The 24,935-nt window shown below is 58.7% G+C and carries 21 protein-coding genes and 1 tRNA gene; 7 read left to right on the top strand and 15 right to left on the bottom strand.

Annotated elements, in window-relative coordinates; all coding sequences use genetic code 11:
• Positions 1-24: 24 nt before the first annotated feature.
• The 6 genes from phoU to phoR form a co-directional block, all read right to left on the bottom strand.
• Positions 25-750, bottom strand: a complete 726-nt coding sequence (gene phoU, locus WDZ78_RS15080; RefSeq protein ID WP_003503555.1) for a phosphate signaling complex protein PhoU — start codon at positions 748-750, stop codon at positions 25-27.
• Between the two features lie 96 nt (positions 751-846).
• On the bottom strand, positions 847-1,662 hold the full coding sequence (pstB, locus tag WDZ78_RS15075) for a phosphate ABC transporter ATP-binding protein PstB (RefSeq protein WP_003503557.1): 816 nt from the start codon (positions 1,660-1,662) through the stop codon (positions 847-849).
• Positions 1,663-1,676: 14 nt separating this feature from the next.
• Positions 1,677-2,999 (bottom strand): phosphate ABC transporter permease PstA, encoded by a 1,323-nt coding sequence (pstA, locus tag WDZ78_RS15070; RefSeq protein WP_020010993.1) that lies wholly within the window; start codon positions 2,997-2,999, stop codon positions 1,677-1,679.
• Positions 2,996-4,480, bottom strand: coding sequence for a phosphate ABC transporter permease subunit PstC (gene pstC / locus WDZ78_RS15065; protein ID WP_020010994.1), 1,485 nt, complete (start codon positions 4,478-4,480; stop codon positions 2,996-2,998). The genes pstA and pstC overlap by 4 nt, the downstream gene beginning before the upstream one ends.
• 266 nt (positions 4,481-4,746) lie before the next feature.
• A complete protein-coding gene (locus WDZ78_RS15060; RefSeq protein ID WP_026363787.1) occupies positions 4,747-5,781 on the bottom strand; it encodes a substrate-binding domain-containing protein in 1,035 nt (344 codons plus the stop codon).
• A 195-nt stretch (positions 5,782-5,976) separates the two neighbouring features.
• The gene (gene phoR / locus WDZ78_RS15055) at positions 5,977-7,239 is read right to left on the bottom strand and encodes a phosphate regulon sensor histidine kinase PhoR (protein WP_425673484.1); all 1,263 of its coding nucleotides are present in this window, start codon (positions 7,237-7,239) and stop codon (positions 5,977-5,979) included.
• Positions 7,240-7,481: 242 nt separating this feature from the next.
• Here phoR and ppk2 point away from each other — a divergent pair, with 242 nt between their 5' ends.
• Positions 7,482-8,363: a polyphosphate kinase 2 gene (ppk2, locus tag WDZ78_RS15050; RefSeq protein ID WP_020010997.1), complete on the top strand. Its 882-nt coding sequence runs from the start codon at positions 7,482-7,484 to the stop codon at positions 8,361-8,363.
• A 52-nt stretch (positions 8,364-8,415) separates the two neighbouring features.
• Here the strand turns inward: ppk2 and WDZ78_RS15045 are convergent, their stop codons facing one another.
• Positions 8,416-9,561, bottom strand: a complete 1,146-nt coding sequence (locus WDZ78_RS15045; RefSeq protein WP_425673463.1) for a hypothetical protein — start codon at positions 9,559-9,561, stop codon at positions 8,416-8,418.
• Between the two features lie 257 nt (positions 9,562-9,818).
• Between WDZ78_RS15045 and WDZ78_RS15040 the strand changes: the two genes are divergently transcribed.
• Positions 9,819-10,781: an NAD(P)H-dependent flavin oxidoreductase gene (locus WDZ78_RS15040; RefSeq protein ID WP_425673462.1), complete on the top strand. Its 963-nt coding sequence runs from the start codon at positions 9,819-9,821 to the stop codon at positions 10,779-10,781.
• A gap of 136 nt (positions 10,782-10,917) precedes the next feature.
• Positions 10,918-10,993: transfer RNA gene (locus WDZ78_RS15035), tRNA-Thr, on the top strand.
• Between the two features lie 113 nt (positions 10,994-11,106).
• Here WDZ78_RS15035 and WDZ78_RS15030 read toward each other — a convergent pair.
• Positions 11,107-11,295 carry a hypothetical protein gene (locus tag WDZ78_RS15030; protein ID WP_162692525.1) on the bottom strand — a complete coding sequence of 63 codons (189 nt, stop codon included), beginning with the start codon at positions 11,293-11,295 and terminating at the stop codon, positions 11,107-11,109.
• A gap of 325 nt (positions 11,296-11,620) precedes the next feature.
• Between WDZ78_RS15030 and WDZ78_RS15025 the strand changes: the two genes are divergently transcribed.
• Positions 11,621-11,779: a YqaE/Pmp3 family membrane protein gene (locus WDZ78_RS15025; RefSeq protein WP_020811433.1), complete on the top strand. Its 159-nt coding sequence runs from the start codon at positions 11,621-11,623 to the stop codon at positions 11,777-11,779.
• Positions 11,780-12,097: 318 nt separating this feature from the next.
• Positions 12,098-12,340, top strand: a complete 243-nt coding sequence (locus WDZ78_RS15020) for a DUF982 domain-containing protein (RefSeq protein ID WP_003503584.1) — start codon at positions 12,098-12,100, stop codon at positions 12,338-12,340.
• A 94-nt stretch (positions 12,341-12,434) separates the two neighbouring features.
• On the opposite strand, the gene WDZ78_RS15015 is transcribed toward WDZ78_RS15020, so the two are convergent.
• From WDZ78_RS15015 to WDZ78_RS14990, 6 genes are all read right to left on the bottom strand, one after another.
• Positions 12,435-12,827: a PRC-barrel domain-containing protein gene (locus WDZ78_RS15015; protein WP_425673461.1), complete on the bottom strand. Its 393-nt coding sequence runs from the start codon at positions 12,825-12,827 to the stop codon at positions 12,435-12,437.
• 129 nt (positions 12,828-12,956) lie between these two features.
• Positions 12,957-13,838: a helix-turn-helix transcriptional regulator gene (locus tag WDZ78_RS15010; RefSeq protein WP_425673460.1), complete on the bottom strand. Its 882-nt coding sequence runs from the start codon at positions 13,836-13,838 to the stop codon at positions 12,957-12,959.
• Positions 13,839-13,946: 108 nt separating this feature from the next.
• Positions 13,947-16,136 carry a TonB-dependent siderophore receptor gene (locus tag WDZ78_RS15005; RefSeq protein WP_425673459.1) on the bottom strand — a complete coding sequence of 730 codons (2,190 nt, stop codon included), beginning with the start codon at positions 16,134-16,136 and terminating at the stop codon, positions 13,947-13,949.
• 179 nt (positions 16,137-16,315) lie between these two features.
• Complete coding sequence (locus tag WDZ78_RS15000) at positions 16,316-17,992, bottom strand: ABC transporter permease (protein WP_425673458.1); 1,677 nt, start codon at positions 17,990-17,992, stop codon at positions 16,316-16,318.
• Positions 17,993-18,065: 73 nt separating this feature from the next.
• Entirely contained in the window at positions 18,066-19,082 is a 1,017-nt protein-coding gene (locus WDZ78_RS14995; protein ID WP_020011006.1) for an extracellular solute-binding protein, read from the bottom strand.
• Positions 19,083-19,236: 154 nt separating this feature from the next.
• Positions 19,237-20,286, bottom strand: a complete 1,050-nt coding sequence (locus tag WDZ78_RS14990; protein ID WP_425673457.1) for an ABC transporter ATP-binding protein — start codon at positions 20,284-20,286, stop codon at positions 19,237-19,239.
• Between the two features lie 358 nt (positions 20,287-20,644).
• On the opposite strand from WDZ78_RS14990, the gene WDZ78_RS14985 reads away from it, so the two are divergent.
• Both WDZ78_RS14985 and pgi read left to right on the top strand, forming a co-directional pair.
• Positions 20,645-22,357 (top strand): long-chain fatty acid--CoA ligase, encoded by a 1,713-nt coding sequence (locus WDZ78_RS14985; RefSeq protein WP_425673456.1) that lies wholly within the window; start codon positions 20,645-20,647, stop codon positions 22,355-22,357.
• Positions 22,358-22,496: 139 nt separating this feature from the next.
• Complete coding sequence (gene pgi / locus WDZ78_RS14980) at positions 22,497-24,122, top strand: glucose-6-phosphate isomerase (RefSeq protein ID WP_020011009.1); 1,626 nt, start codon at positions 22,497-22,499, stop codon at positions 24,120-24,122.
• Positions 24,123-24,312: 190 nt separating this feature from the next.
• On the opposite strand, the gene WDZ78_RS14975 is transcribed toward pgi, so the two are convergent.
• Positions 24,313-24,930: a hypothetical protein gene (locus tag WDZ78_RS14975; protein ID WP_020011010.1), complete on the bottom strand. Its 618-nt coding sequence runs from the start codon at positions 24,928-24,930 to the stop codon at positions 24,313-24,315.
• Positions 24,931-24,935: the final 5 nt, after the last annotated feature.

The following is a 24,935-nucleotide window of genomic DNA, read 5'->3' as shown; positions in this document are numbered from 1 at the left end:
ACTCCGCAAGCCGCTGCTCGTCTGTTACTCGGTCACCGAACCGAGCGTGTTGGAACTGTCGTCCTTCGGACGCTCACCTTCCGGCTGGCTGCCGGTGGTCATGTAATAAATCGTCTCGGCGATATTGGTGGCGTGGTCGCCGATACGCTCGATGTTCTTGGCGCAGAACAGAAGATGCGTGCAGGTGGTGATGTTGCGCGGATCTTCCATCATGTAGGTCAGAAGCTCACGGAAGAGCGACGTATACATGGCGTCGATTTCCTCGTCACGCTCGCGGATGGCATTGGCCTTCTCTGCGGAACGCGTGGAATAAACGTCGAGGACTTCCTTGAGCTGCACCAGCGCAAGCTCCGACAGGTGCTCGATGCCGCGGGCGAGCTTGCGCGGCACACCGGTTCCGGCAACCGCGATCACACGCTTGGCAGTGTTCTTGCCAAGGTCGCCAACGCGTTCAAGGTCGCCGGCGATACGCAACGTGCCGATGATCTCGCGAAGGTCGGCCGCCATCGGCTGGCGTCTGGCGATGGTGACGATGGCCTTGTCGCCGATCTCGCGCTCGGAATGATCGAGGATCGCGTCATCGGAAATGACCTTCTGAGCGAGCGCGGCGTCGGAATTGACGAGCGCACGCACGGCATCGGCGCACATCTGTTCCGCGAGACCGCCCATTTCGGCGATGCGGCGCGTCAGGAATTTCAGTTCGTCGTCATAGGCCGACAGGATATGCGAATGGGTCGTTGTCTGTGTCATGGTCTAGTCCTCCGGCTTGGCCTGCATGCGCGTACCCGGAAGCGGGCACGGCAGAGGCACCAGTCTTGTTCGGTTTCGATAAAGCGCCGGCCGGGATCAGCCGAAGCGGCCCATGATGTAATCCTGCGTGCGCTGGTCGTCCGGATTGGTGAACATCTTGTCGGTTTCGTTTTCTTCGACAAGATGACCAAGGTGGAACATGGCCGTGCGCTGGGAAACACGCGCCGCCTGCTGCATGGAGTGCGTGACGATGACGATCGTGTAATTGGTACGCAGCTCGTGGATCAGTTCCTCGACCTTTGCGGTCGCGATCGGGTCCAGGGCCGAGCAGGGCTCGTCCATCAGGATCACTTCCGGGCTGACGGCAACCGCACGCGCGATGCACAGGCGCTGCTGCTGACCGCCGGAAAGGCCGGTGCCGGACTCCAGCAGGCGATCCTTCACTTCGTTCCAGAGACCCGCCTTCTGCAGGCTGTGCTCGACGATCTGGTCCATATCCGCCTTGTTGCGGGCGAGACCGTGGATACGCGGGCCATAGGCGATGTTCTCGTAGATCGACTTCGGGAAGGGGTTCGGCTTCTGGAACACCATGCCGACGCGGGCGCGCAATTCCACGACGTCGATCGCCTGATCGTAGATATCGTCGGTATCGAGCGTGATCTTGCCGGTGACCCGGCAACCGTCGATCGTGTCGTTCATACGGTTCAGGGTGCGCAGGAAGGTGGATTTACCGCAGCCGGACGGGCCGATAAGCGCGGTCACCGTATTTTCCCGAACGTTGAGGTTCACGTCGTAAAGCGCGCGCTTCTCGCCGTAATAAACCGAAACGTCCTTGCCGATCATCTTGTATGAGACTTCATTCATTTTCTTGTCCAGCGCCTTTTCAACTGCTGCTTCCGACAACATGTTCATTGCTCAATCTCCCTCTACCAGCGCCGCTCGAAGCGGCGACGCAACAGGATTGCGCCAACATTCATGACGATGAGGAACAAAAGCAGGATGATGATAGCGCCGGATGTCCTTTCGACAAAGGCGCGCTCGGCTTCGTTCGCCCACATGTAAATCTGCACCGGCAGGGCCGTGGACGGATCCATCGGCGTTGTCGGGTAATTCGCAACGAATGCCACCATGCCGATCAGGAGCAGCGGCGCCGTTTCGCCCAACGCGTGGGCGAGACCGATGATGGTGCCGGTCAGAATGCCGGGCATGGCGAGCGGCAGCACATGGTGGAAGATCGTCTGCATCTTGGAGGCGCCGAGGCCGAGGGCGGCGGCGCGTATTGACGGCGGCACGGCTTTCAGGGCAGCGCGGGTCGCGATGATGATCGTCGGCAGGGTCATCAGCGTCAGGACGAGACCGCCGACCAGCGAGGCCGAGCGCGGAAAGCCCATGAAGTTGATGAAGACGGAGAGGCCGAGCAGACCGTAAACGATCGAAGGAACAGCCGCGAGATTGTTGATGTTCACCTCGATAAGATCCGTCAGACGGTTCTTCGGGGCGAATTCCTCGAGATAGATCGAGGCCGCGACACCGATCGGCAATGACAGCACCAGCACGATCAGCATCATATAGAAGGAACCGATCAGCGCCACACCGACACCCGCCGCTTCCGGACGGCTCGAAGCGCCGTTGACGAAAATGCCGGTGTTGAAATGTTTGCCGAGCTGGCCGCTTTCGGCGAGCTGGTTCATCCAGCCGAGCTGCTGGTTCGAGATACGGCGATTGGCTTCATCCGCGGTCAGATCGACCTGGCCCTTGAAGGCGCTGTCGACATCGCCCGACGCCAGCAGCGTGACGGTGCGGGTGGTGCCGATGACGGCGGGATCGGCGACGACGATGTCGCGAAGCTGCGTGCGCACGCTGTCGGAGATCAGGAGATTGACGGCACGAAGACCGGCGCGGTCCGTGGGCGCAACACCAAGGACCTTGGCGACCGCGTCACGGGCAACAACGGGATAATTGGCCGTCATCAGCTTCGCCGGATTGGTGGCGCGCTCATTTTTCGGATCGATGATCTGTTCGGAGAACTCGACCGGAACGGTGATCATCGTCTGCTGGAAGGCGGTGTAACCCTTGGAAACCACCGAGAAAAGCAGCAGGAAGAGAAAGATGAGGCCGAAGGAAATCGCTGCCATGCCGTAAGCACGGAAACGGCGTTCGGCGGCATAACGGCGCTTGATGCCGATATCACGGCGCGTGGCCTTGTTCACGGCGCCAGCGCCGGCTGCGGGAGAGACGATGTCGGTCATTCATATTGCTCCCGGTATTTGCGCACGATGTAAAGCGCGTAGATATTCAGGCAAAGCGTGATGGCGAAAAGCGTGATGCCGAGCGCGAAGGCGACCAGCGTCTGCGGCGAGGTGAATTCAAGGTCGCCGGTCAGCTGGCTGACGATCTTGACGGTCACGGTGGTCATGGGCTCGAATGGATTGAGCTGCAGGCGGGCCGCAACGCCGGCCGCGAGAACCACGATCATGGTTTCGCCGATGGCGCGCGATGCCGTCATCAGCACGGCGCCGACGATGCCGGGAAGAGCGGCGGGAACGATGACCCTCTTGATGGTTTCGGACCGCGTGGCGCCGAGACCGAGGGAACCGTCACGCAGCGAACGCGGCACGGCGGTGATGATGTCATCCGACAGCGACGAGACATAGGGGATCAGCATGATGCCCATGACGAAACCGGCGGTGATGACGCTCTGCGCCTGGATGAAGTTGGCGTAGTTACCCGTCGCCAGACCATTGATCTGCGTGGAAATGTCTCTGAGGAAAGGACCGACCGTCGTCAGCGCGAAAAAGCCGTAGACGATGGTGGGGATACCGGCGAGTACTTCAAGCAGCGGCTTTGCCATCGAGCGGAAGCGCGGCGAGGCATATTCCGCCATGTAGATCGCCGAGAAAAGACCGACCGGAACCGCAACCAGCATGGCGACGAAACCGATATAAAGCGTGCCCGCGAGCAACGGGATCAGGCCGAACTGGCCGGAGGAGTCGGTCGCACCAGCCGCTGCGAAACGCGGATCCCATACCGTTCCGAAGAAGAACTGGTGCGCCGGGACCATGGTGAAGAACTGGATCGCCTCCGTCAGCATCGACAGGACGATACCGATGGTCGTGAGGATAGCGATGGACGAGGCGACGAGCAGGGCCGCAAGAATGACCTTCTCGACCTGGTTGCGCGCCCGGAAGCGCGGCGCGATCGCCCGCAGCGCATAGGCGCCGCCGCCAAGCGCGGCCAGCAGCACGACGGCAATCATCGCGAGGCGGCTGGTGGAGGTCATGCTGTTGAGCATGTGGGCGGCATCGACCATGAAGCGCTCTGGGTCACCCGCGATCGCCACACCCTTCGATGCCAGAAGCGGCCGGACCGCAGCCGTATCGGCCTCGACCTGCGCGGTTTCCTCCGGCGTCAGCCGCTGAAGACCGCGGGCGATGGAGGTAACCATACCATAGGTCAGGCTCTGCTGTGCTTCGGATTGCGCCCGCACATCCTCGGGGAAATTGCCGCGCACCGCCGACGTGACGAGCAGGGGGCTGATAATGAGCCAGGCGCAGAGAATAAACGCCGCGGGCAAAACAGCCCAGACGACCGCGTAAGAGCCGTGATAACCGGCACGGGAATGCATGCTGGAGGGGCGACCACCAGACAGGACAACGGCGCGGCGGCTGCCGAGCAGATAGCTGCCGATGCCGATGAGCGCCAGTATCAGCAAAAGGATCGATGTGTTCATTAGAGTTCCCTCGGCGTGCCTCAAGAGCACGGTGCGATATCGGGCAAATCAAAAAGTCATCAAAACGAGACCGCTGGACCATCCAGAGATGCTTGCATTTTGACTGTATCAAAGTTGTGCAAGCGTCAAGGTTGATACATCCTATCCATCTGTAATCCATAAACAATTATGTGGATGGCGATGAATAGGACCTGTCAACCGGAGATAATCGCCGAAGCGGCGCCGGAGGGAATAAGGGGCGCGGCAGACCGCGCCCCTCATCTTTATTACATCGAAGCGCCGGCAGCGAACTTGGAGCGAATTTCTTCGCGTTCTTTATCCGGAGCGGCAACGAGGCCGTAGTTGGCGAGCGGGGAATCCGGGCCGATCATTTCGTCAGAAACGAAGAACTCAACGTATTCCTTGAGGCCCGGGATAACGCCCAGGTGAGCCTTCTTCACGTAGAAGAACAGCGGGCGGGAAACCGGGTACTTGCCGCTGGCAACGGTTTCGGTGGACGGAACGACGCCCGAAACGGTCGCGACCTTCAGACGGTCAGCGTTGTTTTCATAGAAAGCGAGGCCAAAAACGCCGAGGCCGGTCTTGTTGGCATCGATACGAGCGAGCGTTTCGGTGTAGTCGCCGTCGATGTCGACAGCTGCGCCGTCCTTACGGACTGCAACGCACTTTGCAGCAGCCTGCTTGGCGTCGGTGATGAGCGTCTTGATGACGTCGGTCGCCTTGGCTTCCTTGCAGCCGTCAGCCATGATCTTCTCTTCGAAGACTTCGCGCGTGCCGTGCTTGGAACCCGGGATGTAAGCGGCGATCGCTACGTCAGGCAGTTCCTTGTTGATTTCCGACCACTTCTTGTAGGGGTTGGCAACAAGCTTGCCGTCCTTGACGACTTCAGCAGCGAGCGCGAGGTAAAGATCCTTCGGCTCGAGCTTGATGTCCTTGTTGGAAGAGTCCATCGCAAAGACGATACCGTCGTAACCGATCTTCACTTCCTGAACGTCGGCAACGCCAGCAGCCTTACAGGCGGCCAGTTCGTCGCTCTTGATCTTGCGCGAAGCGTTTGCAATGTCGATGGTGCCTTCGCCCACGCCCGAGCAGAATGCCTTCAGACCGCCGCCCGTGCCGCCGGACTCAACAACCGGAGCCTTGAAGTTCGGGAAGGTTTCGGCAAAAGTCTCGGCAACGATCTTGGCGTAGGGCAGAACCGTGGAGGAACCGGCAACCTGGATCTGGTCGCGAGCAGCGGCGGCGCCAGCGAAGGCGACAGAAGCCACCAGAGCTGCTGCGGAAAATTTAACGATGTTCATTTGTCTCTCCCGTCGTGGGCTTTGTTGTGGACGCAGCCGATAGCGACACTCGCTCTTAGCTTGCGCTCGGCGACCTTTTCTTAACCACCGTAGCCACATCCTTTTATGTCACTTTGACGAAAGATTTGTGACAATCTAAATCACTGATTTAATTTATAAATATTCACAGCATTAAAAGCAGATGCATATTTTATGTCAGAATCTCACGGTGAAGTCCGTGCCGTTGCCCAATTCCGATTTAATGATGAGGCGGGCGCGGTGGCGAGTGAGGATGTGCTTGACGATGGCAAGCCCGAGGCCCGTGCCCTTTTTCGAGCGGCTGTCGGCAACGCTGACGCGATAAAAACGCTCCGTCAGGCGCGGCACATGTTCGGCGGGAATGCCCGGCCCCTTGTCGATGACACTCACCTCCACCGGCTTGCCGGGTTCGGCGCGCAGCCAGACATCCACGACCTTGCCTTCCTGGCCGTATTTGCAAGCATTTTCAACGAGGTTCTGGAACACCTGCACCAGCTCGTCGCGATCCCCCTGCACCTCCGCCGGCCGGTCCGGCAGGTGCAGCGTGATGGTCACATCAAGCTCGTCGGCAAGCGGCAGCAGCGTATCGCGCACGTGGCCGATGACGGGAACGAGATCGACCTTCTGGTCCGGCGCGATGTTTGCACGCAGTTCCAGCCGCGAAAGGGACATGAGATCGTCCACAAGCCTGCTCATGCGGGTTGCCTGATCCAGCATGATGGCGAGGAAACGCTCCTGCGCCTTGGGGTCATTGCGCGCCGGCCCCTGCATGGTTTCGATGAAACCGCGGAGCGAGGCGAGCGGGGTGCGCAGTTCATGGCTCGCATTGGCGACGAAGTCGCTGCGCATGCGGTCGATACGGCGAAGCTCTGAAACGTCGCGGAACGACAGGATGTAGAATGGCGGACCTGCCCCCTCTCCCACATCCGCCCGGGCGATGCGGACGATGAAGACCCGTTCGGAAGGAAAGCGCTCCGAATGTTCGACCTGGTTGGGCTGGCCGGTGGTGATGGTTTCGCGAATGACATCCAGCAGGCCGGGAGAGCGCAGCCGGGCGGAAATATGTGCACCGGCAAGCAGCTGGCCGAAGGCGCGCTCGGCCGCGCCGTTCTGAAACAGTACACTGGCGTTCTTGTCGAGAATGAAAACGGGAGTATCCAGAACCGCAAGACCCGCCCTTACGCCGGAAATGACGTTTTCGCCGGGCACTTCCGGCTCATCCGTCTCCGCCTCCGCAGCTCCGTCCTTTGCGGAGGCGGCCGCCGGGCCCTCCGCAACGGCCAGGATGGCAATGACCGCGCAAAGCCACAGGGCGGCGGGCATATAGGGCGTATGGAGCTCCGCAACGGCCACGATGGCGAGCATGCTGACGATGAGAACGGGCAACCAGTTCCGGCCGAGCTTCCTTCCCAAAAGCCTTAATCCACCCTCGCCTTTCATGACTGCCATTTCAGCCTGCTCTTTCCATTCTCATCTGACAGCGCATCGAAATCTCATAGGCCAGCTTCATGACAGAGATTCATCATCGCGCATTTTCCACAACGTATATGCGCAAAATCGACGCGGCAATCGCTCCCGCCGCCGCATCCCGCTCAACCGGTCCTGTTTCACTTGAATTCCGGCAATGGATGTGAACTCATTGGCGGCGAGTTGCCTTTACACAACAACAACTGGAGGAACCCATGGGCGAAGAAACGAAGAAGCGGGCAGTCGAGATCACCATTGGCGGCAAACTGCGCAGCTTCGACATCGACGATCCGGTTCTTCCTGAATGGGTTGAGGAAAAGAAACTTTCCGCCGGCAATTTTCCCTACGACAAGAAGATGAAGCGGGAAGATTACGACACCGCTCTCGAGGCGCTGCAGGTGGAACTGGTCAAGGTTCAGTTCTGGCTGCAGGCGACCGGCAAAAGGGTCATGGCGGTTTTCGAAGGCCGCGACGCCGCGGGCAAGGGCGGTGCGATCTTCGCGGCCCGGGCCTATCTAAACCCCCGTTATGCCCGCGTGGTGGCGCTGACCAAACCGACGGAAACCGAGCGCGGCCAATGGTATTTCCAGCGCTACATCTCGCATTTTCCGACCGCCGGCGAATTCGTTCTCTTCGACCGCTCATGGTATAACCGCGCCGGGGTCGAGCCGGTCATGGGGTTCTGCACGCCGGAAGAACACAAGCTCTTCCTCAAGGAAACGCCGCGTCTGGAAAAGATGCTGGCCCATGAAGACATCAATCTTTTCAAATTCTGGCTCGACATCGGACGCGAAACGCAGATCGAGCGCTTCCATGACCGTCGCCACAGCCCGCTGAAATGCTGGAAGCTTTCGGATATGGACATAGCCGCGCTGACGAAATGGGACGACTACACGCAAAAGCGCGACGAGATGCTGGAAAAGACCCACACCGATGCCGCCCCCTGGACAGTGGTGCGCGCCAACGACAAGCGCCGCGCGCGGGTGAACCTCATCCGCCACATTCTTCTTGCGCTCGACTATGAGGGCAAGGACGAGAAGGCGATCGGCGAAATCGACGACAAGATATTGGGATCAGGCCCGGCTTTTCTCAAGTGAGACCGGAAGGCCATGACAGGCGCCGCCACTCGAGGCGCCTGTCGTTTTTCCATTACTGGCCCGGCAGAATGCGCACGGAATAAAGATTGACCGGGCGGGCGCTGCCATCGATATCGCTGTTGATGAAGATCTTCCCCGGCGCATTGGGGGCGAGAGATCGTTCGAATGTCGTGTTCAGCAGCATGTCCGCGCGCTCGGCCGTGGCGGTGAAGCGGTGGCGGGAGCAATCGCCAAGGGTTGCGAAATCGCAGGCGACGGAAACCTGGGTCTGCCGGTCGCTGGAGGATTGCAGCGTGATCGATATGGTCGAGGACTTGCCCGCCATATCCCGCATCACCTCCACCGGAACCTCGACGCTGACGGCGCCATCCTGCGCCACACTTCTCGAGGTTATCTTTATAGCCTTGCCGGCGGGTGTGGCGATGTTTTCGACATTGGCGCGCTGGCCGGCCGAAACGCCGGAACTGCCACGCTCGGCGTTGAAGACCTCAACCCAGTCGTCGGAAAAACCGCGGCCAGCCGAAAGGCTCGGCGCAGGCTCCGTCCCGTTGAAGTCCTCCGACTGCACCTGCGCCGGCGGATTGGGTACGCTGGTATCACGTTGTTCCGGCGACAGCAGGAGGCCGGAAGAATAAACCCACCAGGCGCCAAAACCGATAAAGGCCAGAAGCGTCACGTAGATAAAAAGGCGGGCAAAAAGCCCCCGGCGCTTGCGGCGGCCAACCGCGCCTTCCGGACGGAAGGCAAGCGAGGAATCGCTGGCGCGGGAGCCTCTCTTCGGCGGCTTTCCATTGCGCTGGCCCGCATTCAGCGGCGCCGGAGCGACGGCGGCACCCGGCCGCACATCGCGCGTTTCACCACGCAGTTCCGGCTCAACACCCAAATCGCCGTGGTGAGGCGTCTGCGAAACGGGATCGACCGCGTGATCATCCTGTGCCGGACTTTCCGCTGCTGGCGGGCGCAATTGCTGCTCCACCCTGTCCAGAAGACTGTTGCGCTCTTCATTCTCGATCTGGTGGATCAGGCCTTCAAGCCGCTGCCGCTGCTGGGCGACGACCTGTGGATCGTCTATGCCCTGCTTGCGCAGGCCTGCTTCCAGTGCCTGACGGGACGATTGGTAAATCCGTGCACGAACTTCGGCGTTCGATCTGTCCGATTTTTCCAGAGCATTTCTGATTGCCGTTTCCAGTCCGCTCACGACCGATCCTTGTTCTATTACGCTTTGCAAAAAAAATATGCGGCGCTGCGCCATGGGTTCACGATTCGGTAACGGCTATACCGCCCCTCCGCAAGCTTCGTTTATGATAAAGACCGGATTGCTTTCAGGAAAATCGATCCATTGTGGCGCTACGAACGCAGATTCGAGATGCAAATGCCACGCTGTTTTCGCTTTCAATCCGCTCCCGAACGCGATATTGAGTTACGTGCGCGTAAACGTAATTCGTGGGAGGAGACATGCTACCGTCCGTGCTGAAAGACAATCTGCGTCTTCCGGTCATAGCATCACCGCTATTCATTATTTCACATCCGCAACTGACGCTGGCGCAATGCAAGGCCGGTGTCATCGGCGCTTTCCCGGCGCTCAACGCGCGGCCCGAAAGCCAGCTCGACGAGTGGCTGGCGATGATCACCGAGGAACTCGACGCGCACAACCGTGCCAATCCCGAGCGCCCGGCAGCACCCTTCGCGGTCAACCAGATCGTGCACATGTCCAATCGCCGGCTGGAGCACGATCTTGGCCTTTGCGTAAAATACAAGGTGCCGGTGGTGATTTCTTCGCTTGGCGCGGTGCCGGAGGTCAATGCCGCCGTGCATTCCTATGGCGGCATCGTGCTGCATGACGTCATCAACGATCGCCATGCCCGCTCCGCCATCCGCAAGGGCGCGGATGGGCTGATTGCGGTCGCGGCCGGGGCGGGCGGACATGCGGGCACGCTTTCGCCCTTCGCACTCGTTCAGGAAATCCGCGAATGGTTCGATGGCCCGCTGCTGCTGGCCGGCGCCATCGCCAATGGCGGCTCCATTCTCGCCGCGCAGGCCATGGGCGCTGACATGGCCTATATCGGCTCCCCCTTCATCGCCACCGAGGAAGCGCGCGCTTCCGAAGGTTACAAGCGGGCGATCGTGGAAGCGCAGGCGAAGGATATCGTTTATTCGAACTATTTCACGGGCGTACACGGAAACTACCTGAAAAGCTCGATTGTCGCCTCCGGCATGGACCCCGACAACCTGCCCGAAGCCGATCCCTCGAAGATGGACTTCGAAACCGCCACCGGCGGCGCCAAGGCCTGGAAGGACATCTGGGGCGCGGGGCAAGGCGTCGGCGCAGTCAAGGCAGTGGAACCGGTGGCCGATCTCGTCGATCGTCTCGCGAATGAATATGAAACGGCCAAGAAACGCATCTGCGGGAAAGGCTGAAGTCACCGGCAAACAATGGACAGGCAAAGCTTTTTGCGGAAATTTCAAAACCGGCACATTCAAGGCTTGAAATCAGTGAGCATTGCCTGTATCAGCCCGCCATGAAGCTGATCCGCAACAAGCGGGTCACAATCGGGCCGCTTTAGCTCAGTTGGTAGAGCACGTCATTCGTAATGACGGGGTCACGTGTTCGAGTCACGTAAGCGGCACCATTTTTCGCATTCAAGATTGCCCGGCCGATTATATAAATAGACGCGCTGTCGGAAATCGCCCCATGGCGGGCCGCGCAGACCGGCGCGATAAGAACGCCGCCGTTAACGAACAATCACACCATATTGACCGTAAGACGGTGGGCGCGGGCGGTGACGATAGTCACCGCGCCAATCCCTGCGATCCCGCCACTCTCTGTGTTGTCGCCAGTTCCGGCGGTCGTAATCCCGGTAATATCTGTCTCGATCATAAGATCGATAATAGACGCCGGACGAGTAATACCCGCCTGTGCGGTAACCGCCATCGTCAACGCATCCGCTCAGGATGCCAACCGATAGGAAGCAGATTGCTGCGGTTAGAATTTTCATGATCTCATCTCCCAATGACGGACTTCAACGTCTGTCTGTGTCCTCGGTTCCGTGAGCCAAGAGTGATGCGGCACGCATGAACGAGGGCTGAATGGTGCTGAGCCCGCTCGCCTGATGCATCACGCGGGGAGTGGCCCCCTCAGAATTGGCGGCTTTCGGTTGCCAGCTGAAGGAAGGTATTCGTCATCATCAGAGCGTTGAAACCAACCGGGCTCCATTTACGTTGATTGTCTAGTCTTGGTTAACTTGAAAGCACTCACCGTGGACGTCATCCGTATCCTGATCGCCATCATCCTCCCGCCCGTCGGCGTCTTTCTCCAGGTCGGGCTCGGCCTGCATTTCTGGCTCAACATTCTTCTGACGCTGTGCGGTTATGTTCCGGGCATCATTCATGCCATCTGGGTAATCCTGCGCAGGTGACATTCGCCTTTTATCGACGATGGGATGCTCGCAACATTTTAGTACGTGATTAAATTCTCACTGGCTGCTGGAACCTCGTCTTCTCCCTCACGTTATGGTGATGACACCAGCCAAGGAGAAAATCATGAACCAGATCATCTACATCGTAGGCCTCGTCGTTATCGTTCTGGCGATCCTGTCGTTTTTTGGCTTCCGTTGATCCCCGTTGTCAATTCGATCGCTTGCGCATATCCTAAGCGGCAGTGACACACGACTGCGTTCATGGGTTGCTTCGCTGTCGGGTGTATTTCGGGATCGCGTTGCTCTGGGAGGTGCACGATGAAGAACGAGAGATGGACAGAACCTGTCGAGGTCAATCTTGAGGCGAATGGCAAGAGTGTCATCGCCGGCCCCTTCGAAGCACTGACATTGTTGACCGAAGGCTGGCCCAAAATCGGGGGGTTGAGCTTCGTAAGAGCGCGAAGCGCCTGCCGCGCCGCTCTTGACGGACGCAAATCGCCCGAAGAGGCACGCAAGTGCTTTACCGATGCAGTTTCCGAGATGCAGAACAACACGCATTGATGCGCCAAACGAAAAACGGCTCCTGAAAAGGAGCCGTTCCTTTATGTGCGACGCTTCCGGCGATAGAACAGCCGGAAGCGCCTTTTGACAGATTTTACATCCAATACGGGGCGACGCCGTAATAGTCGTAGACCCTGCGATCCCTGGCGTTCAGCAGGTCGTCATCATCCAGATTGGCGAAGTGCGGCGCGTTTTCAATCTCTTCCTTGGTAAGATCGATACGGTAGCCGTCGAGTTCCTCGTCATAATGCAGCTTTTCCCAAGGCAGCGGATAATAGTCGTCGCCTATTCCGAGAAAACCACCGAAGCTCAACACCGCATAGGCGACGCGGCCGCCGCGTTTTTCCAGAATGATGCGCTGGATCGAGCCGATATGCTTGCCATCAGCGCCATAAACACGGGTGCCTTCCACCTTGTCGCTGGCGATCAGGCTCGGCGTATCCTTGACATAGGGGTCCTGTCCGGCGCGGGGTTCCTGATGCATCATGTGCCTTTCCTCCTTGTTTTTCCTCTTTGAGGTCACGTCTGGTAAACCCCGCGACGGACAATTCGTTCCGCCGCGTTTCAGGCGCCTCGCTGGGTATTTTTTTGAAGGAAAATGGAACGAAATCCGTGCCTACTGACGGATCTTCTGCCAGACGGAAGGGGAAACGCCGACCATCTTGCGAAAGACCCGGGAGAAATGCGCCTGATCGGAAAAACCGGCAGCGATGGCGATATCGGTCAACGCCATGTCGGTCCGCATCATCAGTTCCTTGACGTGATCAATGCGCGCCTGCATCTGCCACTGGTGGGGGGGCACGCCGGTGGAGGCCTTGAAGGCATGGCTGAAATGGGATTGCGAGAGGTTGGTGAGTTCCGCCAGTTCCTCCAGACGGATCGACCGCAGGCAATGTTCGCGGATATAGTCTGTGGCCGCCCTTAATTGCCAGGCGGCGAGCTTGCTGCGTTTCTTGACCGGTTCCCGTTTCACTTTCAGGAAATCCGTGAGCAGCGCGAGCACGAGGCTTTCGCCATAGAGGTCGTGCAGCGGATCGGGATTATCGCATTCGGCAGCAATCAGCCGCGCCAGCGCCAACAGGCGCTCATCCTCGAACATCAGATGCGGGTCTAGCAGCCCGTGCGGATCGAAGCCCTGCACCAGCCGGGCGCCCAGCAATCCCGCATCAAAATGCAAATCGAGATGGCGCACGAAGGAGACGTTGCTCAGTTCAGCATGAACGTCCAGATCGGCGGGAACGAAGGAAATCCGGTTCGCTTTTGACGACCCGTAGTTATCGCGGCGGCATCGGTTCATCATGAACCGGCCGTCATCCGTCCCATCCATATCCAGCAGAAAAACGAAACGCGGATCCTTGCCGACATAACGGCCACCCGCCTTCGGGGCGCAGCGCACGTCCCAGAGATCGGCGACAATGCCGTTCCACACCCTGGAGCGCGGACCGCCGATGACGGCAAAGCCCTCGATCTCATTTTCCATCCGCACGCGGAAAGCCATGGCCTCTCGATCCCGCAAGGCGCCATGGCGCCACTATAAACATGATAAATCTATTCATGTTTATAGTGGCAAACCAATTTTCCTGCAACTACGGCCTCTGGCCGCCCATCACCACTTCTTGGAAAACTTGAAGGTGATGGTGCGGCTGTCACCCCAGCCGCAGACGGAGACCCCGGCGCAGCTCTTGACATATTCCTTGTCGAAGACATTGGCGACGTTGATGGACGCGGTCCAGTCGTTCTTCTCATAACGGATTGCGGCGTCGAAGACGGCTGCATCCGGCACGCGCAGCGTATTGGTTGCATCCGCCCAGGATTTGCCCTGATAACGCACACCGCCGCCGAGGCTTAGGCCTTCCAGCGCATCATTGGTAAAGGCGTAGTCCAGCCACAGCGAGGCGGTGTGGGCGGGCACGATCCATGGTGATTTGCCGATCAGGTTGGGATTGGCATCCTTGGTGATATCGAGATCGGTATAGGAATAGGACGCAATGGTCTTCCAGTTCTCACTGAGATTGGCCTTGGCCTCCAGCTCGAAGCCGGTGGATTCCACCTGCCCGAACTGGCCGCTCGTGGTTACGCCGCCCGCCGTATAGGACACGATGGCGTTGTCCTTGACCAGCTTGAAGACAGAGGCGGTGATGCTGCCATCGAAGAAGGTCGGCTCATATTTGATGCCGGCCTCGAACTGGTGTCCCTCCTCCGGTACGGCGGATGTGCCATCTGCAAGCGTATCGATGAGCGGATTGAAGAAGGTAGCAGCCGAGACATAGGGCGTCAGGCCATTGTCGAATTCATAGGCGAGGCCGGCGCGCCCGCTCAGCGCATCGTCATTGGAGCGGCGGGATGCGCCAGCTGGCAGCCTGTTGTTCAGCTCCGTATCGACATAATCGTAACGGCCGTTCAGCGTGACCAGCCAGCCGTCGCCGAAACGCAGCTGATCCTGGGCATAGATGCCGATCTGCTGCTGGGTCACGATATTGTCGGCATAAACGAAGTTTGTTCCCTGCGTGGAGCCATAGACCGGGTTGAGCGCACCGATTGCATTCGATCCGCAGCAGGCCTGCACCTGATCCAGCCGGTAATATTTATAGTCGAGGCCGAAGAGCAGCGAATGATTGACCGCGCCGGTATCGAATTGGCCTTCAACGCGGTTATCCACGCCGAAGCTGTCGACTTTGGACACGCCATCGTAACCGAAACGGGTCAGCATATAGTCGTTGGTGGTGGCGTCGAGGATCGGCTGGCCGTTGGCGTCCGTGTTGGCCCAGCCGCCCGCATAGGGTCCGGTCTCGTGCTTGTAAAGGTGGCCGTAACGGGCGTTCTGGCTGATCTTCCAGCCATTGTCGAATTCATGGCTGACGTCGTAACCGACCATGGACTGGTACACACGGCCATTGTCGATATTCGGCTCACCATAAAAGGCCTTGCGGTCGAGCTTGCCGAAAGGCGCATCCACGACCGTGCCGACATAGGGCAGGAAGCCGTTGCCGATATGAACCTGATCGAGCGCCGAGAAATAGCCGTAGAGCGTGGCGCTGGTCTGCGCATCCGGCTCGAAGGTAATCTGCGGCATGATGAAGCCGCGCAAATCCTCGGAATAGTCGGTGTAATTGTCGCCACCGGAGACCTTGCCGGTGACGCGGTATTTCCACACGCCTTCACCATCGACCTTGTCGCCGAGATCGAAGCCGAAGAAGGCATTGCCGAAATTATTGATGCCGATTTCCGTTTCCCGCACCGGCTCATCCTGCGTGCGCTTGCGGACCATCTGCACGATGCCGCCGGGATTGGCGCCGCCGTAGAGCACCGAGGCGGGGCCTTTGAGAATTTCCACGCGCTCCAGGCCGTAGGCATCCATCTGGAAACCGCCGAAACCGTAGCTGAACAGGTTCAGACCATCCAGAAACACGCCGGTCTGGGTTGCCTGAAAACCGCGAATATAAATCCAGTCCGTGTCCGGGTCCGTGCCGAAGGGTTCCGCCGTCACACCGGGGGTGTAACGCAGCACTTCATCGATTTTCGTCACCGCGCCGCGGTCGTTCATTTCCTGGCGGCCGACGACCGATACGGATTGCGGAATATCCTTGGTTTCCGTCTCGGTTTTCGAACCGGTGGCGCTTTTCTTCGCGACATACCCTCGGACCGGGCCAGTCGCGTTTTCCGCGCCCTGCCCTTCAACGGTAATCTGCTGCAGAACGGTCGTGTCCTGCGCGTGGCCCATCGCTGGCGCCAGCAAAACAATGGCGGCCGTGCCCAAAGCCAGACGGCTCAAAAACATCCCATGCAAATTTTTCAAGATATGCCCCGAAACAGATCGCGGTCGATGTCCCTATCCGACAGGCCGCAGCACCTCAATTAAGATGAGTGTTTACATCAGGATTAAGGCGGGATGCTTGTCGTTTTCGGGGCGGATTTGAAGCTTATTGGCTTCTCGCACAGTTTTGCGCCCGTCATTTATCGGGCTAAGCTTCGATGTCAGCCCTTACGCCGGCCGATCCTCGCAAGCAGCACCACGGGAAGCATGCCGATGACGACAATTGCCAGGGCTGCGATAGACGCCTCTTCATAGGTGCCGCGCGCCGCTTCGCCATAAAGATGAGTTGCGAAGGTTTCGAAGTTGAGCGGCCGCAGGAGAAGCGTAGCGGGAAGCTCCTTGACGCAATCGACAAAGATCAGCAGCCCCGCCGCCGCAAGCGACGCCTTGGAAAGCGGCAAGTGAATCTGGCGGAATGTCTGCGTCGCAGATCGCCCGAGCGTTCGTGCGGCGTGATCGAAGGATTGCGGGATGCGGCTGAGGCCGGCATCCACGCCGCCGGCGGCGATGGTGAGGAAACGCGCAGAATAGGCATAGATCAGCGCGGCACCGCTGCCGATGAAGATGAGGCCGGTAGAAATGCCGAACAAATAACGCATGGTCTGGTCGACAAACCGGTCGAAACCGCCGAGTGCAATCAGTACCCCGATGGCGATGACCGTGCCGGGGGCAGCATAACCCACTGTCGAAAGACGATAGGACCAGAGCGCGAGACGTCCCGGTGCAAGGCGCATGGCATAGGCGACAGCAAGGCCGAGGACAAGCGTGATCACCGTCGCCAACCCGGCAAAGAGGATGGTGTTCAGGGCCTCATCGGCAAAACGGGCCGACAGGCCGCTGAAACGGAACCGTTTCCATGCCTCGATGACGAGATAGCTCGCGGGTGCCACGAAGCCGATCAGGACCGGCAGACTGCCGAGTAAGAAGGCGCCCCAGCCCTTCAGGCCGGTGAGCCGCAGCGGCTCCAGCTCCCTGCTTTTCTGCGCGGAGACCGCATAACGTTGCTTGCGCCGCGCCCAGCGCTCGAGCGCCACGAGGGCGACAACGATGAACAGCATGGAAAGCGCGATCTGCGCCGCACCCGGAAGGTCGGATTTCGTGACCCATGTAGTGTAGACGGAAACGGTGAGGGTGCGGACGCCGAGGAATTCCGATGCGCCGATGTCGTTCAGCGCTTCCATCAAGGCAAGGCTGATACCGACCGCGATCGCCGGGCGCGCGAGCGGCACCGCGACCTTGAAAAACGCGGCGCGTCTTGAAACGCCGAGCGTGCGGGCCGCTTCCAGCAGGTTGCCCGCCTGCGTCAGGAACATGGCGCGCACGGGAATATAAACATAGGGAAACAGCACGAAGCCGAGGAGAATGATGCAGCCCGTCATCGACCTTATGTCCGGCAGGCGGAATTCGCGTGGGCTGGAATAACCGAGCAGCCAGCGGATCGCCCCCTGCACGGGCCCGATGGGATGCAGGATATCCAGATAGGCATAGGCAACGATATAGGTGGGCATGGCCAGCGGCAGCAGCAGTGCCCACTCCAATAGTCTACGCCCGGGAAAATCATAGGCAGTAACCAGCCAGGCGGCATAGGTGCCGACGATGCCGGCCAGCAGCCCGACGCCGGCGAGAAGGACCGCCGTATCCGGCAGAGCCGTCAAGAGAACGGTCGAGCCGAGATGCGCCCAGAGGCCTTCGGACCCCTGCAAAGCCTGGGAGACAAGCGCCAGAACCGGCACCATGGCGCCACAGACCGCCAGCACGGAGAGGCACAGCCACCAGAAGGAGGATGAAAACCTGGCTCGGGTACGAGGTGTCAGTGGCTGGATGGCGTCTGGATTCATGTGCTTTTGGAGAATACGCGGAAAGGCGCCCGCAGATGCGAACGCCTTCCACCATGTTATCGCTGATTGGCCTTTACTTGTCGAAACCGACCTTGTCGACCAGCTCGCTTGCCTGCTTGCGGTGCGAGACGATTTCCGTCAGCGGCTTGTTATCGATCTTCAGCGTGCCGAAGGAAGCGATGATCTCGTTGAGGGCAGCACCCTGCTTGACCGGATATTCGTAGTTGGCTTCCGCATAGATCTTCTGGGCTTCGTCGGAGACGAGATATTCCAGCAGCTTGACGGCTTCCGCCTTGTTCGGTGCATTCTTGGCCACAGCCGCGCCGCTGATATTGACCTGTGTGCCGCCATTCTTGAAGGTCGGCAGAACCACCTTGATGGCGTCGCCCCACTTCACCTGCTCCTCGCCGCCCTTGCCCGAGCGCATCAGGCCGACATAATAGGAGTTGGCGATCCCGATGTCGCAAATGCCGCCGAGGATGTCCTTGGCAACGTCGCGGTCGCCGCCGCCTGCCTTGCGGGCCAGGTTTTCCTTGACGCCGGCGAGCCACTTCTCGGTGTCCGCAGCGCCGTAATGGGCGATGTAATCGGCAAAGAGCGCCGTGTTATAGGGATGCTGGCCAGCGCGAATGCAAACCTTGCCCTTCCACTTTGCATCCGCCAGATCTTCATAGTTGAAGGAGGCGAGATCGACATCCTTCGCCGCGTAGAGAACGCGGGCGCGCATGGAAAGCGCGAACCAATGGCCCTTGGCGTCGCGAAGCTCGGCGGGAATAGCCTTCGTCAGGGTTTCGGATTCAACCGCCTGGGTGACGCCCTTTTCAGCGAGATCAACGAGGTTGCCGGCATCCACGGTCATCAGAACGTCGGCCGGCGAGCTCGCGCCTTCGCTCAGAACGCGCTCTGCAAGACCGTCCTTCAGAAATACGGTGTTGACCTTGACGCCGCTCGAAGCCGTGAAGGATTCCAGCAGAGGCTGGATCAGGCCCGGTTCGCGAGTGGTGTAGATGTTCAGTTCCGCAGCGCTGACCGATCCGGCTGCAAAAGCAACGGTGCTGGCAAGCAGGGCAATTTTGGAAAATTTCGTCATATGTCGTCTCCCTCTCCGATGGCGGCAATATGGGGGAGCAAACATCATACCTGATGGAGTAAATCAAGTTTTATTTGGCCGTTTTCAGACGGGACTTGATCACCAAGAGTTGAAAATGGGGCGTAAACAAACATGCAAATCCGCTCATTCAACCTCAAGTAAATATCAGAACGCCCTTCGGATCAATGCCGAAACGCACGGCCGTGGTCTTGGTCGGCGTACGCTGCATCGTTCTGACGCGCAAATCCGCCGGCAGGCCGGGCACGGCTATACCAAGCTGCTCGATCTCACCCAGAAAAACACGGCTCGATATTTCGCCGGCGATCCCCTCTTTCGCGGTGCTATCCTCAATGATCGAAATCGCGTTGGGGCGCACATAGGCGACGGCGGCAAGGCCTTCCGGCAGATCGGAAGCATCGCCCAGGGGCCCGAGCGGTGTTTCGACGCGCCCCTGCCTGACGTGGCCTTCGATCTTGTTGAAGGCGCAGAAAAAATCGGCGGCGTAGCGGGTTTTAGGATTATCGTGAATTTCGTAGCCCGTACCGCTCTGCACGATCCGCCCACGCTGCATCAGCACCACACGGTCACCTGCCGAAAGCGCCTCTTCCGGGTCGTGGGTGACCATGATTGCCGTCGTGCCCAGCTGCCGCAGGAGCCCGAGCGTTTCCTCGCGCACGCTGTCGCGCAATCCCCTGTCCAGATTGGAAAAGGGCTCGTCCATCAACAGCAGACCGGGCTGCGGGGCAAGCGCACGGGCAAGCGCCACGCGCTGCTGTTCACCGCCTGAAAGCGTATGCGGATAACGTTTTGCCAGTTCCTGCAGGTGAACATGTTCGATCATTTCGCCGGCGCGGCGGCGGGCTTCCACCTTCGGCAAAGACCGAAGACCGAACATGACATTCTGCTCGACGGTGAGATGCGGAAACAGCGCATAATCCTGAAAGACAAAACCGATATTGCGCTTTTCAGGCTCCACGAAAACAGCGGGACCGGCAACGACAGCGCCGTTCAGGGAAACGATGCCATGGTCCGGCGTCTCCACGCCCGCCACAATGCGCAGCAGGGTCGATTTTCCACAGCCGGAGCGCCCCACCAGGCAAATGATTTCGCCGCGCTCGACGGAAAGATCGATATCGGACAGCACATCCGTATCGCCGAATCTTTTCCCGACCGATTTCAGTTCCAGCGCTGCCCTGCCTGCCATTTCCAATCCTGTCCTGCTTTGCGAATTATGTTGATCGCTCAAATCAGGATTAAAGTCAAAAAAGCCCGGCTAAATGCATTTCCCTTCACGAGTTGGCGAGATGTGCGGCAGCAATATTGACGTTTACGTTAGAGTTAAATAGGTTTTGCCGACGAGATGGACGCCAAGGGATTACGCGTCTATCATTCGTTACCGGGGAGCGAGAGGAGCGGTCGATCCGGTGACGCCACATGAGGTTCCCCCAACCCGGCCGGATTGGCCGGCTGAATGCGGAACCTCGTGAACATCAGGCAGCCGAAAGCGCCGTTCACGCATTTCAATGAATGCGCGGCGCAACAAAGACTCTGGGAGGAGAAGCATGAGTGAACTGTCCCTGGGACACCCGGAAAATGTCAGCGCAGAGAAGCGTTGGCTGGCATCCTATCCGCCGGGCGTACCTTCCGAAATCCCCGCATCCGCCCATGCCTCCCTTGTCGAACTTCTCGAAAAGAGCTGTGCGCAATTTGCCGACCGCAAGGCCTTTTCCAGCATGGGAAAGTCCCTGACCTACCGCGAACTGGACGCTGAAACCCGCGCGGTCGCCGCCTGGCTGCAATCCAGAGGGCTGGAAAAAGGCGACCGGGTTGCCGTGATGATGCCGAATATCCTGCAAAATCCCGTCGCCGTATACGGGATACTGCGAGCTGGCATGGTCGTGGTCAATGTCAATCCGCTCTACACACCGCGCGAACTGGAACATCAGCTTAAGGATTCCGGCGCAAAGGCGATCTTCGTGCTGGAAAACTTCGCGCATGTGGCGCAGCAGGCGGCGCCAAAAACCGCCGTCCGGCATGTGGTCGTCGCGGCGATGGGCGATCTGCTCGGCCTCAAGGGACATATCGTCAATCTGGTGGTTCGCAAGGTCAAGAAACTGGTGCCCGCCTATACCATCCCCGGCTCCATCAGCTTCAAGGCGATGCTGAAGGAAGGTCAGGGATTTTCGTTGAAGCCAGTCAGCCTCACGGCGCAGGACATCGCCTTCCTGCAATATACCGGCGGCACAACGGGCGTATCCAAGGGTGCGGTTCTCACCCACGCCAATCTTCTGGCCAACAAGGTTCAGATCAGCCTGTGGCTGGACGCGGCCTTCAATGGCAAAAAAGATCGCCCGGAAGTTCTCAACTTCATCTGCGCGCTGCCGCTCTGCCATATCTTCGCATTGACGGTGAATTCGCTGATGGGCATTGCACTCGGCGGCCATAATCTGCTGATCGCCAATCCGCGCGATATTCCCGGCTTCGTGAAGGAGCTGGCGCATTATCAGCCGCATGTTTTCCCCGGCATTAACACGCTTTTCAACGCGCTGATGAACAACGAGGATTTCCGCAAGCTCGATCTGTCCTCCCTCATTCTGGTTCTCGGCGGCGGCATGGCGGTGCAAAGGCCCGTTGCGGAGCGCTGGCTTTCGATCGTCGGCTGCCCGATTGCCGAAGGTTACGGCCTCTCCGAGACATCACCCGTTGCAACGGTCAATCGTCTCGATTCCACGGAATTCAGCGGCACCATCGGCCTGCCGATTTCCTCGACCGAAATCGATATTCGCGACGAAGACGGCAACAGCCTGCCAACAGGGGAAGTCGGCGAGATCTGCATCCGCGGTCCGCAGGTCATGGCCGGTTACTGGCAGCGGCCGGATGAAACCGCAAAGGCCATGACCGCGGACGGCTTCTTCCGATCCGGCGACATGGGGTTCATGGACGAGCGCGGTTACACCAAGATCGTCGATCGCAAGAAGGACATGATCCTCGTTTCCGGTTTCAACGTCTATCCGAACGAGGTGGAGGAAGTGGCCGCCAGCCATCCGGGCGTGCTGGAGTGCGCGGCAATCGGTGTTCCGGATGAACATTCGGGCGAAACGGTCAAACTTTTCGTGGTCAAGAAGGACCAGTCCCTGACGGAAGCGGAGCTCAAGGCGTTCTGCGCCAAGAACCTGACGAACTACAAACGGCCGAAAATCATCGAGTTCCGCACTGAGCTGCCGAAATCGAATGTCGGCAAAATCTTGCGGCGCGAATTGCGCAATCTGAACTGATTGTTTCAGCCAATGGGGAGAGCCGGGCGACCGGCTCTTTCTTTCATCCCGGCCCTTTTCTTTTCTCAAAGTCGCCTTGATTTGGCCGCCTGAAAAAGAATAGTTTCCTCATCCTTCCACGGAAGCCGAGGAGCACAAGATGCAGGCCACCATCGAAAAACTGAAAGCAACGGCGAGCAGCACAGCCGCAACCGATCTTCGCGCCGCCTTTGCGGCCGACGACAAGAGATTCAGCCGTTTCAGCGCCAAATTCGATGACCTGCTGATGGATTATTCCAAATGCGCCGTGAATGAGGAGATCGTCACGCTTCTCGAGCAGCTCGCACGCGAAGGCGGTGTCGAGGCCAAGCGCGAGGAGATGTTCTCCGGCAAGGCAATCAACTTCACCGAAGATCGCGCCGTGCTGCATACCGCGCTGCGCAATCGCTCCAACACGCCGGTTCTCGTCGACGGCAAGGACGTGATGCCTGATGTGAACGCCGTTCTGGTGGCCATGGGCAAATTTGCCGATGCGATCCGTTCCGGTTCGCTGAAGGGCGCGACCGGCAAGAAGATTACGGATGTCATCAATATCGGCATTGGCGGCTCCGATCTCGGCCCGGTCATGGCGACGCTGGCGCTCGCACCTTTCCATGATGGCCCGCGCGCGCATTTCGTTTCCAACATCGATGGCGCACATATTGCCGACACACTGAAGCTGGTTGATCCCGAGACCTCGCTCTTCATCGTCGCGTCGAAGACCTTCACCACTATCGAAACGATGACGAATGCCGCCACCGCGCGCCGCTTCATCGCCGAAAAGCTGGGTGAAGAGGCCGTAAAGCACCATTTCGCCGCCGTTTCGACCGCGCTGGACAAGGTCGCCGCCTTCGGTATCGAAAGCGATCGCATCTTCGGTTTCTGGGACTGGGTTGGCGGACGTTATTCGATCTGGTCGGCCATTGGCCTGCCGCTGATGCTTGCCATCGGCCCGGATAATTTCGGCAAGTTCCTGGATGGCGCACACGCCATGGACAGGCATTTCCGGGAGGCGCCAATCCGCGAAAACCTGCCGATGCTGCTCGGCCTCATCGGTTTTTATAACCGCAACGTGCTGAACTATCCGACCCGGGCAATCCTGCCCTATGACCAGCGGCTCTCGCGTTTCCCCGCCTATCTGCAGCAGCTCGACATGGAATCGAACGGCAAGGGTGTGACCATCGACGGCACGCCGGTCGAAGGCCAGTCCGGCCCAGTTGTCTGGGGCGAGCCCGGCACCAACGGCCAGCACGCCTTCTATCAGCTCATCCACCAGGGCACGAGCGTCATTCCGGCGGAATTCATGATCGCCGCCAACGGTTTTGAGCCCGAATTGCACCATCAGCACCAGCTTCTCATCGCCAATTGCCTGGCGCAGTCGGAAGCCCTGATGAAAGGCCGCACGCTCGCCGAAGCGAAAGCCCAGCTCACCTCCAAGGGCATGGAAGACAAGCTCGCCGATTTCATCGCGCCGCACCGCGTTTTCACCGGCAACCGTCCGTCCATCACCTTCGTCTACGACAAGCTGACGCCCTTTGCGCTTGGCCGCCTGATCGCGCTCTACGAACACCGCGTCTTCGTGGAAGGCGTGCTGTTCCGCATCAACTCCTTCGACCAGTGGGGCGTGGAGCTTGGCAAGGAACTGGCGACCGGCCTGCTTCCCGTCGTTGAAGGCAAGGAAAGCGCTGCCGGCCATGACAGCTCGACACAGGGTCTGGTGAAGGCGCTGGCGGGACTGGCGGGGTGAGATTTACCATTTTGATAGGAGCCGGAAGGAAGCTTCCGGCTCATTCTCGCGAGACAAAACGTTGTCACAAGGCTGAGAAGCGAGGTTGTTACACTGTGAAATATCGCTTCGTTTTCACGCCGGAATAAAATGGGCATTCTTGAACCCGACTTGCAGGCGTTGCTTGATGCCTAATGTGCGGGGGTTTTAACTATTCAACTCGATAAACACGTTTCGGAAACACGCCAAAATCGTTGCCACGGCCAACGACCATGACTTTGTCACCGGCATTTAAACTAAGTCTAATCTCCAAGGGAATCCTGCAAATCTCTTCATGCAATATTAGCTGATCCGCTATTTCTATCGCATCGGAACAGCCCCTTCGACCGGCGTCAGTGTCGGAAACGATGAAGGGAAGCTCGACTTCGTGTCCTGCGACCAGCGCAAAAAACATCGGCACCACAACGACCGTCGCGTTCCTTGCCAAAAAATAAAAGAAGATGGGAGAAAATATAATTGTCAGTACCCTGGTGAACTTCCCCCAATCGGTAACTTCTTTTTCCGAACACATTGCGGCTGCAAAAGACCAAGCGGCCGTCACAACACCTATAATGGTCGCTACGGTGTTGATCTGCGAAACCCAGTCAAGGGAGGGAACCCATTTCAGACCGATTACTTCCAAAAAAAACGGAGCAGAGAAAAATACAATCAGAGCGCCCATAATATTTTTGTAAGTATTATTTTCTAAAAATTCTTTTATTTTAGAAAAATAATTAAAAATTAAATCCATTGCGTATTTTAAATCCTCGTCGTGATTTTCTATTTCCATTTTTA

Origin of the sequence: Agrobacterium sp. M50-1 (genome assembly GCF_049843495.1) — a bacterium.
GTDB lineage: Bacteria > Pseudomonadota > Alphaproteobacteria > Rhizobiales > Rhizobiaceae > Agrobacterium > Agrobacterium radiobacter.
This window is presented reverse-complemented; position numbering and strand designations above follow the sequence as displayed.

Excerpts from the sequence above, each read along its gene's own strand:
- pstA (WP_020010993.1), bottom strand. The coding sequence starts at position 2,999 with ATGACCGACATCGTCTCTCCCGCAGCCGGCGCTGGCGCCGTGAACAAG.
- WDZ78_RS14990 (WP_425673457.1), bottom strand. The coding sequence starts at position 20,286 with ATGGCAGGCAGGGCAGCGCTGGAACTGAAATCGGTCGGGAAAAGATTC.
- pstB (WP_003503557.1), bottom strand. The coding sequence starts at position 1,662 with ATGAACATGTTGTCGGAAGCAGCAGTTGAAAAGGCGCTGGACAAGAAA.
- WDZ78_RS14975 (WP_020011010.1), bottom strand. The coding sequence starts at position 24,930 with ATGGAAATAGAAAATCACGACGAGGATTTAAAATACGCAATGGATTTA.
- WDZ78_RS15040 (WP_425673462.1), top strand. The coding sequence starts at position 9,819 with ATGCTACCGTCCGTGCTGAAAGACAATCTGCGTCTTCCGGTCATAGCA.
- phoR (WP_425673484.1), bottom strand. The coding sequence starts at position 7,239 with ATGAAAGGCGAGGGTGGATTAAGGCTTTTGGGAAGGAAGCTCGGCCGG.
- WDZ78_RS15020 (WP_003503584.1), top strand. The coding sequence starts at position 12,098 with ATGAAGAACGAGAGATGGACAGAACCTGTCGAGGTCAATCTTGAGGCG.
- WDZ78_RS15030 (WP_162692525.1), bottom strand. The coding sequence starts at position 11,295 with ATGGCGGTTACCGCACAGGCGGGTATTACTCGTCCGGCGTCTATTATC.
- pgi (WP_020011009.1), top strand. The coding sequence starts at position 22,497 with ATGCAGGCCACCATCGAAAAACTGAAAGCAACGGCGAGCAGCACAGCC.
- WDZ78_RS15060 (WP_026363787.1), bottom strand. The coding sequence starts at position 5,781 with ATGAACATCGTTAAATTTTCCGCAGCAGCTCTGGTGGCTTCTGTCGCC.
- ppk2 (WP_020010997.1), top strand. The coding sequence starts at position 7,482 with ATGGGCGAAGAAACGAAGAAGCGGGCAGTCGAGATCACCATTGGCGGC.
- WDZ78_RS14995 (WP_020011006.1), bottom strand. The coding sequence starts at position 19,082 with ATGACGAAATTTTCCAAAATTGCCCTGCTTGCCAGCACCGTTGCTTTT.
- WDZ78_RS15000 (WP_425673458.1), bottom strand. The coding sequence starts at position 17,992 with ATGAATCCAGACGCCATCCAGCCACTGACACCTCGTACCCGAGCCAGG.
- phoU (WP_003503555.1), bottom strand. The coding sequence starts at position 750 with ATGACACAGACAACGACCCATTCGCATATCCTGTCGGCCTATGACGAC.
- WDZ78_RS14985 (WP_425673456.1), top strand. The coding sequence starts at position 20,645 with ATGAGTGAACTGTCCCTGGGACACCCGGAAAATGTCAGCGCAGAGAAG.
- pstC (WP_020010994.1), bottom strand. The coding sequence starts at position 4,480 with ATGAACACATCGATCCTTTTGCTGATACTGGCGCTCATCGGCATCGGC.
- WDZ78_RS15010 (WP_425673460.1), bottom strand. The coding sequence starts at position 13,838 with ATGGCTTTCCGCGTGCGGATGGAAAATGAGATCGAGGGCTTTGCCGTC.
- WDZ78_RS15015 (WP_425673461.1), bottom strand. The coding sequence starts at position 12,827 with ATGATGCATCAGGAACCCCGCGCCGGACAGGACCCCTATGTCAAGGAT.